The 16,691-nt window shown below is 73.5% G+C and carries 15 protein-coding genes; 12 read left to right on the top strand and 3 right to left on the bottom strand.

Features of this window, described 5'->3' with window-relative positions; translation table 11 throughout:
- Positions 1-139: 139 nt before the first annotated feature.
- Together IEZ10_RS36760 and IEZ10_RS36755 are read right to left on the bottom strand one after the other, a co-directional pair.
- A complete protein-coding gene (locus tag IEZ10_RS36760) occupies positions 140-637 on the bottom strand; it encodes an NADH-quinone oxidoreductase subunit B (RefSeq protein ID WP_179820297.1) in 498 nt (165 codons plus the stop codon).
- A 107-nt stretch (positions 638-744) separates the two neighbouring features.
- Positions 745-1,125, bottom strand: coding sequence for an NADH-quinone oxidoreductase subunit A (locus IEZ10_RS36755; RefSeq protein WP_189251123.1), 381 nt, complete (start codon positions 1,123-1,125; stop codon positions 745-747).
- Between the two features lie 279 nt (positions 1,126-1,404).
- Between IEZ10_RS36755 and IEZ10_RS36750 the strand changes: the two genes are divergently transcribed.
- The 10 genes from IEZ10_RS36750 (at position 1,405) to IEZ10_RS36705 (ending at position 14,453) form a co-directional block, all read left to right on the top strand.
- Positions 1,405-2,916, top strand: coding sequence for a polysaccharide deacetylase family protein (locus IEZ10_RS36750; RefSeq protein ID WP_189251122.1), 1,512 nt, complete (start codon positions 1,405-1,407; stop codon positions 2,914-2,916).
- 362 nt (positions 2,917-3,278) lie between these two features.
- Positions 3,279-5,132 (top strand): 2-oxoacid:acceptor oxidoreductase subunit alpha, encoded by a 1,854-nt coding sequence (locus IEZ10_RS36745; RefSeq protein ID WP_189251121.1) that lies wholly within the window; start codon positions 3,279-3,281, stop codon positions 5,130-5,132.
- Positions 5,125-6,174 carry a 2-oxoacid:ferredoxin oxidoreductase subunit beta gene (locus tag IEZ10_RS36740; protein ID WP_189251120.1) on the top strand — a complete coding sequence of 350 codons (1,050 nt, stop codon included), beginning with the start codon at positions 5,125-5,127 and terminating at the stop codon, positions 6,172-6,174. The genes IEZ10_RS36745 and IEZ10_RS36740 overlap by 8 nt, the downstream gene beginning before the upstream one ends.
- 239 nt (positions 6,175-6,413) lie before the next feature.
- Positions 6,414-7,505, top strand: coding sequence for an NAD-dependent epimerase/dehydratase family protein (locus tag IEZ10_RS36735; protein ID WP_189251119.1), 1,092 nt, complete (start codon positions 6,414-6,416; stop codon positions 7,503-7,505).
- A gap of 235 nt (positions 7,506-7,740) precedes the next feature.
- A complete protein-coding gene (locus IEZ10_RS36730) occupies positions 7,741-8,406 on the top strand; it encodes a polysaccharide deacetylase family protein (RefSeq protein ID WP_189251118.1) in 666 nt (221 codons plus the stop codon).
- A gap of 297 nt (positions 8,407-8,703) precedes the next feature.
- On the top strand, positions 8,704-9,627 hold the full coding sequence (locus IEZ10_RS36725; RefSeq protein WP_189251117.1) for a glycosyltransferase family 2 protein: 924 nt from the start codon (positions 8,704-8,706) through the stop codon (positions 9,625-9,627).
- A gap of 23 nt (positions 9,628-9,650) precedes the next feature.
- A complete protein-coding gene (locus tag IEZ10_RS36720; RefSeq protein WP_229812032.1) occupies positions 9,651-10,751 on the top strand; it encodes a GNAT family N-acetyltransferase in 1,101 nt (366 codons plus the stop codon).
- Positions 10,752-10,888: 137 nt separating this feature from the next.
- Positions 10,889-12,337 (top strand): nucleotide sugar dehydrogenase, encoded by a 1,449-nt coding sequence (locus IEZ10_RS36715; RefSeq protein ID WP_189251116.1) that lies wholly within the window; start codon positions 10,889-10,891, stop codon positions 12,335-12,337.
- Complete coding sequence (locus IEZ10_RS36710) at positions 12,327-13,523, top strand: glycosyltransferase family 4 protein (RefSeq protein WP_189251115.1); 1,197 nt, start codon at positions 12,327-12,329, stop codon at positions 13,521-13,523. Before IEZ10_RS36715 ends, IEZ10_RS36710 begins: the two co-directional genes overlap by 11 nt.
- A gap of 162 nt (positions 13,524-13,685) precedes the next feature.
- On the top strand, positions 13,686-14,453 hold the full coding sequence (locus IEZ10_RS36705) for a methyltransferase domain-containing protein (protein ID WP_189251114.1): 768 nt from the start codon (positions 13,686-13,688) through the stop codon (positions 14,451-14,453).
- 127 nt (positions 14,454-14,580) lie between these two features.
- On the opposite strand, the gene IEZ10_RS36700 is transcribed toward IEZ10_RS36705, so the two are convergent.
- A complete protein-coding gene (locus IEZ10_RS36700) occupies positions 14,581-15,549 on the bottom strand; it encodes a glycosyltransferase family 2 protein (protein ID WP_229812031.1) in 969 nt (322 codons plus the stop codon).
- Positions 15,550-15,598: 49 nt separating this feature from the next.
- Here IEZ10_RS36700 and IEZ10_RS36695 point away from each other — a divergent pair, with 49 nt between their 5' ends.
- A complete protein-coding gene (locus tag IEZ10_RS36695; RefSeq protein ID WP_179820317.1) occupies positions 15,599-16,162 on the top strand; it encodes a dTDP-4-dehydrorhamnose 3,5-epimerase family protein in 564 nt (187 codons plus the stop codon).
- 8 nt (positions 16,163-16,170) lie between these two features.
- Positions 16,171-16,691: hypothetical protein (locus tag IEZ10_RS36690; protein WP_229812030.1), on the top strand; the 521-nt coding region annotated here is incomplete at its 3' end.

Genomic DNA, 16,691 nt, shown 5'->3' with positions numbered 1-16,691 from the left:
GGACCCTGGCTCGGTCCCGGGGCGCGCGGGCGGCTCGGGGGTCGCGGACCCGGACCCGGTCCCGGGGCGCGCGGGCGGCTCGGGGGTCGCGGACCCGGACCCGGTCGCGGGGCGCGCGGGCGGCTCAGAAGTCGAAGGCTCAGACATACCGGTCACCCAGGTTCTCGGCGGCGATCTTCTCCTGGAGCATCATGATCCCGTGCAGCAGCGCCTCGGGCCGGGGCGGGCAGCCCGGGACGTAGACGTCCACCGGGATGATCTGGTCGACGCCCTTGGTGACGCAGTAGGAGTCCCAGTACGGCCCGCCCGAGTTGGAGCACGCGCCGAAGGAGATCACGTACTTCGGGTCGGGCATCTGCTCGTACAGCCGCTTGACCGCCGGCGCCATCTTGTCGGTCACCGTGCCTGAGACGATCATCAGGTCGGCCTGGCGGGGGCCGTTGGCGAACGGGATGACCCCGAACCTGATGAAGTCGTGCCTGCTCATCGAGGTCGCGATGAACTCGATGGCGCAGCAGGCCAGACCGAAGTTGAACGCCCACAGCGAGTAGCGCCGGCCCCAGTTGAGGACGAAGCGCATGGGCTTGGGAGCCAGCCGGGAGACCGGCCCCACGGTGGGCATCGGGAGATCAGCCATGTGATGCATTCTCCCTTCCGTGTCGGTCGGCCGGGGCCGCGGGACCCTCGGCGGGGCCGGGCGCCGCTTCCCGGCGCGGGCTTTCGGCGGGCCGCGCCGCCCGGCGGTCAGGCCCAGGTCAGGACGCGTTTGCGCCAGCCGTACAGGATGCCGAGCGCGATGAACCCCAGGAAGACGAACATCTCCACCAGCGTCGTCATTCCGAACCCGGGGGCGGCGAAGACCGTCGCCCAGGGGAAGAGGAAGACCGCGTCCACCGCGAAGATCACGTAGAGGTAGGTGAAGACGTAGTAGCGGACCTGGGACTGCGCCCAGCCCTCGCCCACCGGGTCGACGCCGCACTCGTAGGTCGCCAGCTTGTCGGGGGTCGGCCGGGTGGGCCTGAGCATCCGGTTGGCGAACAGCGCCCCGGCGACGATCGCCACCCCGACCACGAACAGGGCGAGGACCGCGGCGTAGGAGCCGAGATACCCGAGGGACACGGTCACGACCTCCCCTTTCCGTCACCGGCGCGCCCGGCGGGAGTCCCACCGCGCACGCCTCTCGAACCGGTCCCGGAGCCCGCGTCGGTCCTCCCGCGCGGCTCCCTTCCGGCCGACTTCGGAGCCCGCGACGGTCCCGCGCGTACGCCCCTTCTGACCAGCTATATCAGCATCCGCGGCACCGGTCACCCCATGGCGGGCCCAAACCTTCTCACGATCAAAACCTCTCCGCCATTAACCCCAAAAAACGGCAAACAGCCATTTATCGCCCCTAGCCTGGCACCCATGCCCAATCTGCGACTCACCGGAGGAATCGCGCTGATCGTCGCTTCCGCGGCGGGTTGCGGCGTGGTCTCCTCCGGCGCCGAGGCTCCCCTCCCCTCGGAGCCCACGATGGTCGACTACGTGGCGCCCACCGCCGTGCGGGGGCTCGACGTCCGCACCGTCTCCCGGCGCGACCCCGGTGGACCGGAGGTGCACGCCGCCTACCCCTCGGTCGCGGACGCCCCCCGCCTCACCGAGGAGCTCCGGCGTACGGTGACCGCGCAGCTCGGCCTGTTCGACCGGAGCGTGCGGGCGGATCGCAAGGGCACCGCGGGACAGCCGCCCCACGCCGAGTTCAACGTGGACTGGCAGCTCACCGCCGCCTCGAAGGAGGTGCTCGGCGTACGGCTGCGCACCGGCGAGTCCGCCGGCGGCGGCTGGACGGAGTCCCGTACCACCGTCTGGTACGACCGGGTGGACAAGCGCGCCATGGACTCCGCCGGTCTCCTCAGGGACCGCGCGGCCCTGACCGAGCTGGCCCGGCTCGCCAGGCGGAGCCTGCTGTCCCGGGGAGCGGCGGCGAACCCGCAGGCGGTCACCCCGGACCCGAAGATCTTCGACTCCATCGCCTTCAACATGCACGGCGACCTCGTCGTGGAGTTCGACGACTCGCAGGTCGGGCCGGGCTTCCTCGGCCGGGTCGCGGTGGCCGTGCCGGCCGGGACCGCCGGGCCGATGCTGTCGCCGACCGGGCTGCGGGCGCAGCGGACGGCCGTCGAGGAGGCGGGCAGGCGGGCCACGGCGCCGCCGCCCTCCTCCTCCCTGGAGGAGCCGAACGCCGACCGGCCGAAGGCGACCAGCTCGCGCGGCGGCGACGTCGACTGCGCGAAGGCCAAGTGCGTCGCGCTGACCTACGACGACGGCCCCGGCACCGGCACCGCCGGGCTGCTGGACGTCCTGGCCGCGCAGGGGGCGAGGGCCACCTTCTTCTGCGTCGGCTCCAGCGCGGTGGCCCGCCCCGACCTGCTCCGGCGCATGACGGCCGAGGGGCATCTGGTCGCCGGTCACACCTGGTCGCACCGCGACCTGACCGCCATGTCCCGGAACATGATCATCGACCAGCTCGTCCGGGGCCGGGACGCGGTCGCCCAGGCCGCCGGGCAGGTGCCCACGCTGGTGCGCCCGCCGTACGGCAGGGTCGGCGACCAGGTCACCGCCGCCGCCCGCGAGCTGGGCATGCCGGTGGTCCGGTGGAGCGTCGACACCGGCGACCTCGACGACGACGCCCCCGCGGACGTCGCCGCGCGGGCCGTCGCGGGGGCCGCGCGCGGCGCGATCATCCTCATGCACGACACGGGCGGATCGGCCGCCGAGGCCACGGCTGAGGTCCTGCGGCGTCTCAAGGCCGAGGGTTACACCTTCGTCACCGTCCCCGAGCTGTACGGCGCGCAGGGGATGCGGCCGGGCGTGGTCTACGACTCCGCCGAGTCCGGCGAGCGCGCCCGGACCCTCGGCAAGCAGACGATGCTCTGACCGGCGCCGGGGCCCGGCGCCACGGGGAGATGGCTACGGGGGAGAAGGTTCCGGCTTGAGGCGGGACATATAGTTGAGGATCGTGACCACAACCGTCCTCTTCGGCCGCCTGCACGTCGACCTGTGCCGGATCACCGCCGGGCTGTGTCGGGCAGGTCGCTCGCGGTCGTGACCGCCCCCAGGCCCTTCACGACCCCCTCCGAAGCCCGACTCCGCGACCCGCAGAGGACGTGTGACGCGAGCACGCGCCTTTCCACCATGTGGAACGCGGAACACCCGAAGCGTGACCCCGAGGGATCTAGCATGGAAAGAAAAACGTGCCACCAGCGACGGCGCCCCATCGCGTCGAGGAGGACCGAGCTGTGACCAAGCAGGTTCAGCAACTCGACCGCGTGATCATACGCTTCGCCGGAGACTCCGGCGACGGCATGCAGCTCACCGGTGATCGCTTCACGGCCGGGACCGCGGAGTTCGGCAACGACCTGTCGACCCTGCCCAACTTCCCCGCCGAGATCCGCGCCCCCGCAGGGACCCTGCCGGGCGTGTCGAGTTTCCAGCTTCACTTCGCCGACCACGACATCCTCACGCCCGGCGACGCGCCGAACGTCCTGGTCGCGATGAACCCCGCGGCGTTGAAGGCCAACCTGTCCGACCTGCCGCGCGGCGGCGACATCATCGCCAACACCGACGAGTTCACCAAGCGCAACCTCCAGAAGGTCGGCTACACCGCCAACCCGCTGGAGGACGACTCGCTGGCCGAGTGGCGGGTGCACGCGGTGCCGCTGACGTCCCTGACGGTCAAGGCCCTGGAGGGCTTCGACCTGTCCAAGAAGGACGCCGAGCGCTCCAAGAACATGTTCGCCCTGGGCCTGCTGAGCTGGCTGTACCACCGGCCGACCGAGGCGACGATCCAGTTCCTGGAGACCAAGTTCGCCAAGAAGCCCGACATCGCCAAGGCCAACATCGCGGCCTTCCAGGCGGGCTGGAACTACGGTGAGACCACCGAGTCGTTCTCGGTGTCCTACGAGGTCAAGCCGGCCAAGCTGGCCCCGGGCGTCTACCGCAACATCTCCGGCAACCAGGCCCTGGCCTACGGCCTGATCGCCGCCTCGGTGCGGTCGGGGCTGCCGCTGTTCCTCGGCTCGTACCCGATCACGCCGGCCAGCGACATCCTGCACGAGCTGTCGAAGCACAAGCGGTTCGGCATCCGCACCTTCCAGGCCGAGGACGAGATCGCCGGTGTCGGCGCCGCGCTCGGGGCGGCGTTCGGCGGGGCGCTGGGCGTGACCACCACCTCCGGGCCCGGCGTGGCGCTGAAGGCCGAGACCGTCGGCCTGGCGGTGACCACGGAGCTGCCGCTGGTCGTGGTCGACGTGCAGCGGGCCGGCCCGTCCACCGGCATGCCGACCAAGACCGAGCAGACCGACCTGCTGATGGCGATGTACGGCCGCAACGGCGAGTCGCCGGTGCCGATCGTGGCGCCGGCCACCCCGTCCGACTGCTTCGACGCGGCCGTCGAGGCGGCCCGGATCGCGGTGAAGTACCGCACCCCGGTCATGCTGCTGTCGGACGGCTACCTCGCCAACGGCTCCGAGCCGTGGAAGGTGCCGAGCGCGGCCGAGCTGCCCGACATCTCCGTCGACTTCGCCACCGCGCCGAACGGCGAGGACGGCACGACGTTCCTGCCCTTCGCCCGCGACCCGGAGACCCTGGCCCGTCCGTGGGCGATCCCGGGCACCGCGGGGCTGGAGCACCGGATCGGCGGCATCGAGAAGGCCGACGGCACCGGCAACATCTCCTACGACCCGAACAACCACGACAAGATGGTCCGGCTGCGCCAGGCCAAGATCGACGGCATCGCCGCCGACATCCCGGCGCTGGAGGTCGACGACCCCGACGGCGACGCCCGGGTGCTGGTGCTGGGCTGGGGCTCCACCTACGGCCCGATCGCCGCGGCGGTGCGGCGGATCAGGAAGTCCGGCGGCAAGGTCGCCCAGGCCCACCTGCGCCACCTCAACCCGCTGCCCGCCAACACCGGCGAGGTGCTGCGGTCCTACGACAAGGTGCTGCTTCCGGAGATCAACCTCGGCCAGCTGGCGCTGCTGCTGCGCGCCCGCTTCCTGGTCGACGTCATCAGCTACAACCGCGTGCGCGGGCTCCCGTTCAAGGCCGAGGAGCTGGCGAGCGTCATCCAGGATGTGATCGACAGTGAGTGACCTCATCACCAACGGCAGGGGCCTGTCCCTCGTCCCCAAGTCCGACGTCGCGCTGGGCATGAAGGACTTCAAGTCCGACCAGGAGGTCCGCTGGTGCCCCGGCTGCGGCGACTACGCCATCCTCGCCGCGGTCCAGTCCTTCGTGCCGGAGCTGGGCCTCAAGCGCGAGAACATGGTGTTCGTCTCGGGCATCGGCTGCTCGTCGCGGTTCCCGTACTACATGAACACCTACGGGTTCCACTCGATCCACGGCCGCGCCCCGGCGATCGCCACCGGCCTGGCCGCCTCCCGGCCGGACCTCAGCGTGTGGGTGATCACCGGTGACGGCGACTCGCTGTCCATCGGCGGCAACCACCTGATCCACGCGCTGCGCCGCAACGTCAACCTCAACATCCTGCTGTTCAACAACCGGATCTACGGGCTGACCAAGGGTCAGTACTCCCCGACCTCCGAGGTCGGCAAGGTCACCAAGTCCACGCCGATGGGGTCGCTGGACAAGCCGTTCAACCCGGTGTCGCTGGCGCTCGGCGCGGAGGCGTCGTTCGTGGCCCGCACCATCGACTCCGACCGCAAGCACCTGCAGTCGGTGCTGCGCCAGGCCGCCGAGCACCGCGGCACCTCCCTGGTGGAGATCTACCAGAACTGCAACATTTTCAACGACGGCGCCTTCGACCAGCTCAAGGATCCGGCGCAGCGTGACGAGATCACCCTGCGACTGGAGCACGGGCAGCCGATCGTCTCGGCCACCAAGGCGGTCCGCCGCTCGGCCGACGGCGGCATCGAGGTCGTCGCCCGCTCGGAGGTGCGCGAGGAGGAGATCCTCGTGCACGACGCCCACCGCGCCGACCCGACGCTGGCCTTCGCGCTGTCGCGGCTGGACGAGCCGGCGTTCGAGCACGTGCCGATCGGCGTGTTCCGCAACGTCGACCGCCCGAGCTACGACGAGCTGATGGCCGCGCAGCTGGAGGAGGCCACCGCCCAGCGCGGCGCCGGTGACCTGGACGAACTGCTGCTCGCCGGGGACACCTGGCGCATCGGCTGACCGCGCCTGGCGCACGGACCGCTCCGGAGCCCGGAGAGGACGAAAGAAGACACGGCCACGGGGCCGCTCCCGCACGGGGGCGGCCCCGTGGCTTTTCTCACCGAAGAACCAGGGAGAACTTCCCGATACATCGGTTATCGGGTACATCGCCGGGTCCGTTGCGGTATGAAACGCCTGTGCCCTCCGAGGCCCGGCCGGAGCGCCGGGCGGCGCCGTCATCGACCCCTGGGAGAACACCCATGCCGACCGCCCCGGAATCCGAACGGCCGAGCGTGCCCGAGCGGGAGGGCTTCGGAGGTTCCGGGGGCTTCCCGGGCTTCGACGGCTCCGGCGGCTCCGGCGGTTCCGGGGACTTCACGGGATCCGAGGGTCAGGGGGGCTCCGAGGCCTCCGGCTGGCACGACCGCCGCGTACTGGTGACGGGCGCCACCGGGTTCATCGGGTCCCGCCTGGTGGAACGCCTGGCCGCCCTCGGCGCGCGGGTGCACGCGGTCAGCCGCGGACCCGGCCGGGCGGCCGAGCACGGCCGGACCTGGCACGTCGCCGACGTCGGCGACACCGAGGCGGCCGGGGCGCTGATCCGCTCCGTCCGCCCCGACGTCGTCTTCCACCTCGCCAGCGAGGTCGCCGGCACGCGTGACCCCCGGCTCGTCCCGACGATGCTCCGCGGCAACCTGGCGAGCGTGGTCAACCTGCTGACCGCGGTCGCCGAGGATCCCGGGGCGCGGGTGGTGCTGGCCGGGTCGGTGGAGGAGCTCCGCCCGGACGAGGGCGACGCCGTGCCGTCCTCCCCCTACGCGGCCGCCAAGTGGGCCGCGCGCGGCTACGCCCTGATGTTCCACCGCCTGTGGGACGTCCCCGTGACGAACCTGCGCGTCGCGATGGTCTACGGCCAGGGCGAGCGGAACCTCGCCAGGCTGGTGCCGTACATGGCGCTGTCGCTGCTGCGGGGGCGGGAGCCGGCTCTGAGCAGCGGCAAGCGCGAGATCGACTGGATCCATGTGGACGACGTCGTCGAGGCGTTCCTGGCCGCCGCCACGACCCCGGAGGCGGCCGGCCGGAGCCTCGACGTCGGCTCGGGCACGCGGACGACCATCCGCGACACCGCCGAGCTGCTGGTCCGGATCACCGGCGGCGTGGCGCGTCCCCGCTACGGCGCGCTCCCCGACCGGCCGCTGGACGGCGCCCGGATCGCCGACATCGGCCCCACCGCCGACGTGCTCGGCTGGCGGCCCGTCATCGGGCTGGAGGACGGCCTGCGCCGTACCGTCGCCTGGTACGCCGACCGGCTGCGGGCCGGCGAGTTCCAGGACGCGCCCGGCCCGTCCTGAACCACCGGCCCCGCCCCGCCCTGCCCCGCGCCGCTCGGTCCGTCCTGGTCCGGGCGGTCGGCCTCGACCGTTCCCGGTCGCGTCGCCCCCGGACGCTCCCACCCGGGCGGGCGTCCACCGCTGTAACGGGGGACGCGGGCGGCCCCGATATCCCGGACGGAGCCGGAAGACCGCACGCCGCGCCGCCCCGCCGTCCCGCGTGGCCGAAAGACCCCGGCCGGAGAAGGGGACGCTGGTGGAGTCGGTCGTCAATCTCACGGTCCACGGCATCGGCCCGGCCGTCCGCCCGCTCGACGAGGGCGAGGACGAGACCTGGGTCGACGTGGAACGGTTCGAGCGGGTGCTCGACGCCGTGGCGGGCCGCCGGGACGTCCGCGTCACCTTCGACGACGGCAACGCCTCCGACGTGGAGATCGCCCTCCCCCGGCTGCTCGAACGCGGCCTGACCGCGGAGTTCTTCGTGCTGGCCGGGCTCCTCGGCGAGCCGGGCAGGCTGGACGCCGACGGGGTCCGCGAGCTCGTCGCGGCGGGCATGCGGGTCGGCTCGCACGGCTGGGCCCACCGCGACTGGCGGCGGCTGGACGCCCGGCAGGCGAAGGAGGAGATCGACGGCGCGAACCGCCTGCTCGGCGAGCTGGTGGGCGGGCCGGTGACGAGGGTGGCCATCCCGTTCGGGTCCTACGACCGGCGGGTGCTCGGCATGCTGAGGCGGGCCGGGGTGACCCGCGCCTACACCAGCGACGGCGGCCGGGCCCGCCCGGGTTCCTGGCTCCAGGCGCGCAACAGCCTGCGGCACGACATCGACCCGGCCTGGGCGTCCCGCGTCGTGGACGGCACCCCGCCGCTGCCGCTGCGCGCCCGCCGGGCGGTCGCCCGGGTGGTCAAGCGGTTCCGCGGCTGACCGGCCGGCCGCGCCGGCCCCGTCGGCCGCGCCGGCCGGCTTGGACGGCCCGGAATCCCGGCGTCATCCCGGAACCCTTCGGAGCCCCGACACTCCCGGGTCCCGGCGTCATCCCGGAACCCTTCGGAGCCCCGACACTCCCGGGTCCCGGCGTCCTCCGAACCCCGATACCCCCGGGCCACGGCGTCCTCCGAACCCCGGCATCCCCGGGTCCCGGCGTTCCCCGGTCCCCATCGCCCCGGATACGCCCTTTTGGAACGCGGTAACGGCGTCCCGGCGCGGCACGATGAGCCGTACATGACGTCTGGTGCGCCCAGGATCGCCGTGGTGGTCGTCACCTACAACAGCGCGGAGGTCCTCCCGGGCTGCCTGCGCTCCCTCGCCGAGGGCGCACGCGGGACGCGCCTCGCGCGTGTCGTCGTGGCCGACAACGCCTCCCGCGACGGCTCGCTGCGGATCGCCGGGGAGGCGGCGGACCTGCCGGTCCGGACCGTCCAGCTCGGCCGCAACGCCGGGTACGCCGCGGCGGTCAACGCGGGGGTCGCGGAGCTCGACCTCGGCGCGCTCGACGCGGTGCTGGTGGTCAACCCCGACTGCCGGCTGCGGCCGGGCTCGCTGGCCCCCCTCGCCGAGGCCCTGCGGCGGCCCGGGTGCGGCATCGCCGTGCCGCGGCTGGTGAACCCGGACGGCAGCCTGCAGCCCTCGCTGCGCCGTACCCCGACCGTACGGCGGGCGCTGGCCGAGGCGGTGATCGGCGGCGGCCTCGCGGGCCGCATCGGCACCCTGGGCGAGCTGGTCACCGACCCCGCGGAGTACGAGCGGGCCGGTCCGGCCGCGTGGGCGACGGGCGCGGCCATGCTCGTCTCCACCGATCTCATCCGGGAGATCGGCCCGTGGGACGAGTCGTTCCTCCTCTACAGCGAGGAGACCGAGTTCGCGCTGCGCGCCGCGGACCGGGGATGGACGCTGTGGTACGAGCCGTCGTCGGTGTTCGAGCACATCGGCGGCGACTCCGGCGTCAACCCCACCCTGGCCGCGCTGCTCACCGTCAACCGGGTGCGGCTGTTCCGGCGGCGCCGGGGCTCGGCCGCCGGGTCCCTCTTCTTCGCCGCGGTCGTCCTCGGCGAGGGGGCCCGCGCGCTCGCCGGGCGCCGCACGTCGCGGGCTTCGGTCATGGCGCTGCTGCTGCCGTCACGCCGGATCCGGAAGCTCGCCGACTGACCGGCGATCGGGGGGAGGCCACGATGACCATGCCCGCGGACGCGGCGCCCGCCGCCCGGACCGTGCGAAGCGTGCGGACGGTGGGCTTCGACGCGCTCACCGCCGAGGAGCTCGACGCCTGGCATTCGCTGCGGGCGGCCAACCCGCTGCTGGACAGCCCCTACTTCCACCCCGGATTCGCCGCCGCCGTGCACGCGAGCGGTTTCGAGGTGCGGGTCGCCGTCGGCCGGGACGGCGACGGCGTGGTCAGCGCCCTGCTGCCCCACCACCGCGAGGGGTCGCTGGCCAGGCCCGCGGGCTGGCCGGGCGCCGACTTCCAGGGACCGGTGCTCGCGCCCGGTTCGTCCTTCCCCCCGCCGGCCCTGCTCACCGGCGGGGTGCGCGGCTTCGCGTTCGACCATCTCGTGGAGAGCTGCGCGGATTTCACCCCGTGGGTGGAGTCGCGGCGGGCGTCGCCGTACCTCGACGTCTCCGGGGGGCTGGAGGGGTATCTGGGCCGGGCCTCGCGCAGCGGCCGGGACAACATGGCGCAGGCCAGGCGCCGCGCGAGGCGGGCCGAGCGGGACCACGGCGCGGTGCGCTTCACCGCCGACGCGGCCGACCCGGAGATCCTCGGGCGGGTGGTGGCGCTGAAGCGGGCACAGTACGCCGCCACCGGCGTCCGCGACCACTTCGCCGAACCGGGCCGCCGCGAGCTGCTGGAACGGCTGCTGCGGGTGCGGGACCCCTCGTTCGGCGGGATCCTGTCCGCGGTGCACGCGGGCCCGCATCTGGTCGCCGCGCATTTCGGGATCCGCTCGGGAAACGTGCTGCACTGGTGGTTCCCCGTCTACGACCCGGCCTTCGCGGGCCTGTCCCCCGGGTGGATCCTGCTGCGTGAGATCGTCGCCGCCGCCCCGGCCCTGGGCATCACCCGTGTCGACCTCGGGCGGGGGGACGACGAGTACAAGCGGCGGGCCAGGACCGGCGAGACGGTGGTGTGCCAGGGGCTGGTCACCCGGAGCGCGGCCCGGCTGGCGCTGCGGCGGGCGCGCGACTCGGCGGTGGCCGCGGCGAAGGCGTCGCCCCTGGGCCCGGGGTTACAAAACATGACCCGAAAAATCCGTACATTAATGAGAAACTAACGCCATAAGTGTCAGAGCTGCCATTTTTCACTTCGTAACGCTCGCAGAAAATCACCTGATTAAAGAACGAGCAGTGCGGGGCGCGGAAAACGCCTCCCGCCCGCGGCCCGCGGACGACCCCATGGAGGCGGTTCCCAGTGAGAATCAGCGTTTTCGGGCTCGGTTACGTCGGCTGCGTCTCCGCCGCCTGCCTCGCCTCCGCCGGGCACAAGGTGGTCGGCGTCGACGTCAACCCGCTCAAGGTCGACCTGGTCACCCGCGGCCTGGCCCCGGTCGTCGAGGAGCGCATCGGCGAGCTGACCGCGGAGGCCGTGCGGAGCGGCGCGCTGCGGGCCACGGCCGACGTCGCCGAGGCGGTCGGCTCGACCGACGTCTCGCTGGTGTGCGTGGGCACGCCGTCCGCGCCGAACGGCAGCCTGTCCACCGCCTACCTGGAGCGGGTCGCCGAGCAGATCGGCCGCGCGCTGGCCGCCGGGACACCGGCCACCGCCGGGAAACCCGCCACCGGGACACCGACCACCGCCGAGACGCCCACCGGGACGCCCGCCGCCGAACCACCGGCGACTCAGGCGACCGAGGCGCCCGCCACAGGGACGCCGGCGTCCGGGGCAGGGCGGCACACCGTCGTCTTCCGCAGCACCATGCTCCCCGGCACCTGCGAGGACCTGCTCGTCCCGATCCTGGAGCGGGAGTCCGGCCTGGCCGCCGGGACCGACTTCGGCGTGGCGGTCAACCCGGAGTTCCTCCGCGAGGGCACCAGCGTGCGCGACTTCTTCGACCCGCCCAAGACCGTCATCGGCGAGCTGGACCGTGCCAGCGGCGACGTGGTCGCCGCACTCTACGAGGGGCTGCCGGGCGAGGTGTTCCGGGTGCCGATCACGGTGGCCGAGATGACGAAGTACACCGACAACGCCTTCCACGGCCTGAAGATCAGCTTCGCGAACGAGATCGGTGCGATCTGCCAGGCGCTCGGCCTCGACTCCCACCAGGTGATGGACGTCTTCCTCGCCGACCGCAAGCTCAACGTCAGCCCGGCCTACCTGCGGCCGGGCTTCGCCTTCGGCGGCTCGTGCCTGCCCAAGGACCTGCGGGGCCTGGTGTACGCGGCCCGCCGGGCCGACGTCTCGGTGCCGCTGCTGGCGCACGTCCTGCCGTCCAATGACGACCACCTGCGCCGCGCCTTCGAGCTGGTGACCGCCGCGGGCGGCCGCCGGGTCGGGCTGTTCGGGCTGTCGTTCAAGCCGGGCACCGACGACCTGCGGGAGAGCCCCATGGTCGAGCTGGCCGAACGGCTCCTGGGCAAGGGCTACGACCTGCGCATCTACGACGCCAACGTCTCCCTGTCGCGGCTGGTGGGGGCCAACCGCGACTACATCGCCAGCAGGCTGCCGCACCTGGGCGACCTGCTGAGCGGTTCCGCGGGCGAGGTGCTCGCGCACGCCGACGTCTGCGTCGTCGGATGCAAGGACCCCGACGTGCTGGACGCGCTGGCCGGAGCCGGAGACCGCGTGATCATCGACCTCGTCCGCCTCCCCGACGCCGCCGCGCGCCGGGCACACCCTGGATACGTGGGCCTTGGCTGGTAGGAAAGCACTCATCCTCGTCGAGAACCTCTCCGTGCCGTTCGACCGCCGGGTCTGGCAGGAGAGCACCGCGCTACGCGACGCCGGCTGGGAGGTGCACGTCATCTGCCCGCGGGGCGCGAAACGGGACACCGAACCGTACGCCGAGGTCGAGGGGGTGCGCATCCACCGCTACCCGCTGCGGGCGGCGACCGGCGGCCCGCTCGGCTACCTGCGGGAGTACGGCACGGCGCTGTGGCACACCTTCCGGCTGGCCCGGCGGGTCGGACCGGTGGACGTGGTGCACGCCTGCAACCCGCCCGACCTGCTGTTCCTGGTGGCCCTGGCGATGCGGCGGCGCGGCGCCCGGTTCGTCTTCGACCAGCACGACCTGGTGCCCGAGCTGTACCTGTCGCGCTTCGGCCGCGGCGAGGACCTCCTCTACCGGGCCGTCCGCCTCCTGGAACGGTTCACCTACCGCGCGGCCGACGTGGTCATCGCGACCAACGAGAGCTACCGCGACGTCGCGGTCCGGCGGGGCGGCAAGCGGCCGGAGCGGGTGTTCGTGGTGCGCAGCGCCCCGATGGTCGAACGGTTCCACCAGGTCCCCGTCGAGGAGGGGCTCCGGCGGGGCAGGCCGCACCTGCTGTGCTACCTCGGGGTGATGGGCCCGCAGGACGGGGTGGACTACGCGCTGCGGTCGCTGGCCCGGCTCCGCGACGAGCTGGGCCGTACGGACTGGCACGCGGTGTTCGTCGGCGCCGGCGACACCTTCGACGACATGGTGGCCCTCTCCCGTGAGCTGGGCCTGGCCGGCCAGGTGGAGTTCACCGGCCGGATCCCCGACGACGACCTGCTGCGCTACCTGTCCGCGGCCGACGTCTGCCTGGCGCCCGACCCGCTCAATCCGCTCAACGACGTGTCCACCATGAACAAGATCATGGAGTACATGGCGATGGCCCGCCCGGTCGTCTCCTTCGACCTGCGGGAGGCGAGGGTGTCGGCCGGGGAGGCGGCGCTGTACGCGCCGGCCAACGACGAGTCGGCGTTCGCCAAGCTCGTCGCCCGGCTGCTCGACGACCCCGGGGAGCGGCGGCGGATGGGTGAGATCGGCCAGGCGCGGGTCGCCGGCCCGCTGTCCTGGGAGCACTCCCGGGCGGCGCTGCTGGCCGCCTACGAGGCCGCCCTCCCCCGGCGCGCGGGGTCGTGACCTCCGGGTGGAGGAGGGCGCGGCGCCCGGGAACCCCCGGTTCCGGGCCCGCGCCGCGGGATCCCGGAGCCGGGTCCGCGCCGGAGGCCCCCGGCGCGGCATCCGTCCCGGAAACCCCCGGCGCCGGACCCGTACCGGCCTGACGACGAAGGAGTGGTCATCGTGAGCGTGCTCGTCGAGACCGTCGTGTCCCCCGAGGTCGCCCCCGTCGCGCAGGCCGTCGCCGACGCGTCGGCGGCGGTGGCGAGCGGCCTGCTGGGCGGGTTCGGGCGGGCCCACCGTTGGCTCCGCCGCGCCGCCGGGCGGCTGCTCTTCGAACGCCGGTACGGCGTGCGGACCGCCGAGGTCGTGAGCCTGGAGGAGTTCGGGCTGGCCCGCCACGACCGGGTCTACTACTCGGCGGCGAACTGGCGGACGCTGCGCCGGGCGCTGCCGCGGGACGAGGTCGGCGAAGGCGACGTGTTCGTCGACCTGGGGTCCGGCATGGGCCGCATGGTGCTGGAGGCCGCGTCCCGGTACCGGTTCGGAAAGGTGATCGGCGTCGAGCTGTCGGAGCAGCTCAACGACATCGCCCGGCGGAACCTCGCGACCACCCGCCTGCGCCTGCGCTGCCGGGACGTCGAGCTCGTCCGGTCGGACGCGCTCGACTACCGGATCCCCGACGACGTCAGCGTGGTGTTCCTCAACAACCCCTTCCGGGGGGAGACCTTCGAGACCGTGGTCGGGCGGCTGGTCGCGAGCGTGGACCGCAACCCGCGCCGGGTCACGGTGATCTACTTCAACCCCACGGAGGAGGAGTTCCTCCTGGGCACCGGCCGTTTCCGCCCCCTGCGCACGGTGACGCACGGGCGCGGGACCCGCCAGGAGGGCCCGTTCGGCCTGACCCGGGTCTACGAGATCACCGAGAGGCCCGATGCCCTCGATGCCTGAGCCCGCCGCGACGGGCCCGCGGAGCCCGGCCGGAGGGGCGGTGACGGCCACCGCGCGGCGTGACACGGCACTCGGACCGGGCGGCGGGGCGGGAGCGGCCGCCGCGCGCCGCGCCACGGTACGCGGGTCAGCGGGCCGGGCGGGAGCGGCTGCCGCCGTCCGTGCCCCACTGGACCCGCCCGCCGCGGCGGGCGCGCACCCGGGTCAGCACCCGGTCCATGAGCAGGACGGCGAGGTAGCAGGCCGCGTCGAGCGGGCTCACCCGGCGCCCCCGCACCAGGGCGGCCAGCGAGCCGAGCCGCAGGCGGCCCTCAGCCGCGGACCGGCCCAGCGCGGCGAGCTGCCGGTTGCCGAGCCGTACCCGCACCCGCCGGTTGAGATGCGCCGCGACGGTCGGGGCGGGCCGGACGAGGGTCCGGGCCTCGGGCACGGTCACCCGTTCGTGCGGGGCGAAGCTCCCGTGCACCCAGCCGTCGTCGGAGATCACGTCCGGCATGGGGAAGACCCTGGCGTGCCCCCGTCCGGTGAGGAGGTAGGCCCCGGCCCCGGCCAGCCCGCGCAGCGGCGCGACGAGCCGGTCGTGCACCCGGTGCACGCGCCGGGCGACCAGGCCGGTCCCGGCGAGGTCCCAGTCGGGCACCGGGGCGCAGGCGAGCACCCCCGGCCGGGCCGCGGCGGCGACGAGCGCGCGCACCGACGCGGCGTCCAGCTCGACGTCGGCGTCCAGGTAGAGACGGGGGAACGTACGGCAGGCCGCGTCACCGAGCCGCAGCGCGTGGGCCTTGCCCGGAACCGGTGTCTCCAGGACCCGCACGCCCGGCCGCCGGGCGGCCCGCGCCGTACGGTCGGAGCAGGCGTTGGCCACCACCACGACGTCGAACTCGCCGGGCGCCGAACCGTCGAGCAGCCGGGCCAGGCCGCCCGCGATGACGGCCTCCTCATCGTGCGCCGGCACCACGATGCTGACCACCGGCCACCCGGCGGGGGACGGGGAGTCCCCGCCGGCGCCGTCCGGACCGTCCGCCGGGTCGCACCCGGGAACCGTCGCCGGGACGTCCGCCGGGCCCGGCACCGGGTCGTTCACCTGGTCGCTCACCGGAACGCCTCCCGACCGACCGTGAAACCGCGAGAAATGGGATGACGCCTTGAGAGTAGAGCGAACCGCCATCGACGGGGTGCTGTTGTTCGTACCGACGCCGCACCGTGACGACCGGGGGCTGTTCACCCGGACCTTCGACGCGGTCGTCGCCGAGCGGGCCGGGCTCGACCCCGCCGCGTTCGTCCAGGACAGCCAGTCTCGCTCGCGCCGGGGCACGATCCGCGGCCTGCACGGCCGTTCCGGCCGGGGCGAGGCCAAGCTGGTGCGCTGCGCGCGCGGGGCAGTGCACGACGTGCTGGTGGACGCCCGCCCGGACTCGCCCACCTTCGGCGAGCGGATCTCGGTGCTGCTCGACGACGAGAGCTTCGTGACCCTCTACGTGCCGCCGGGGCTGCTGCACGGGTTCCAGGCACTGACCGAGCAGACCGACGTGTGCTACCGCATCGACCGCGAACACGACCCCGTCGAGGACCTGTCGGTCCGCTACGACGACCCGGCGCTGGGGATCGACTGGCCGCTTCCGGTCTCCGCGATCAGCGACCGGGATCTTTCCGCGGGATCATGGGAACGACTACGGGACCGGCTCCGGAGCCCGGAAGCGACGAGGTGAACGACGCGATGCGATGGGGCAGCCTGCTCGCCGCCGTCCCGGTGGCCGCCGTGACGTTGCTGGCCGGGTGCGGCACCCCCGCACCGGCTCCTCCGGCGAGGAGCGGCGGGCCCACCCCCGGACCGGTCGTGCCCACCACCGGCCCCGCTCCCGGGGCCGCCGGCCGCTGCCCCGGATACCCGACGCCGGCGTGCACGGGCGTGCCGCCCGGCACGAGGCTTCGGACGCTGGCGCTGAACGAGGACGGCGCCGCCTACCGCGTCACCAAGTCCGGCACCGTCCTCGACGGCGTGCGCGTCCCCGGCGTGCTGCTCGTCCACGCCGACGGCGTGACCATCAGGAACAGCCAGATCGACGGATACGTCGTCAACGCCGACGGTGACAGGACCTTCCGGTTCACCATCACCGACTCGACGATCGGACCCGCCTCCGGCTGCCAGACCCTGCCCGGCATCGGCCAGGACAAGTACACCGCCCTACGCGTCCACGTCCGCGGCCACGGCGACGGCTTCCGCGCCTCCGGCGACGA

It is taken from the genome of Streptosporangium pseudovulgare, assembly GCF_014648055.1.
GTDB lineage: Bacteria > Actinomycetota > Actinomycetes > Streptosporangiales > Streptosporangiaceae > Streptosporangium > Streptosporangium pseudovulgare.
Note: the sequence above shows the minus strand (reverse complement) of the source record. Positions and strands in the feature narration are given on the sequence as shown.

Excerpts from the sequence above, each read along its gene's own strand:
- IEZ10_RS36760 (WP_179820297.1), bottom strand. The coding sequence starts at position 637 with ATGGCTGATCTCCCGATGCCCACCGTGGGGCCGGTCTCCCGGCTGGCT.
- IEZ10_RS36725 (WP_189251117.1), top strand. The coding sequence starts at position 8,704 with ATGACGTCTGGTGCGCCCAGGATCGCCGTGGTGGTCGTCACCTACAAC.
- IEZ10_RS36735 (WP_189251119.1), top strand. The coding sequence starts at position 6,414 with ATGCCGACCGCCCCGGAATCCGAACGGCCGAGCGTGCCCGAGCGGGAG.
- IEZ10_RS36750 (WP_189251122.1), top strand. The coding sequence starts at position 1,405 with ATGCCCAATCTGCGACTCACCGGAGGAATCGCGCTGATCGTCGCTTCC.
- IEZ10_RS36720 (WP_229812032.1), top strand. The coding sequence starts at position 9,651 with ATGACCATGCCCGCGGACGCGGCGCCCGCCGCCCGGACCGTGCGAAGC.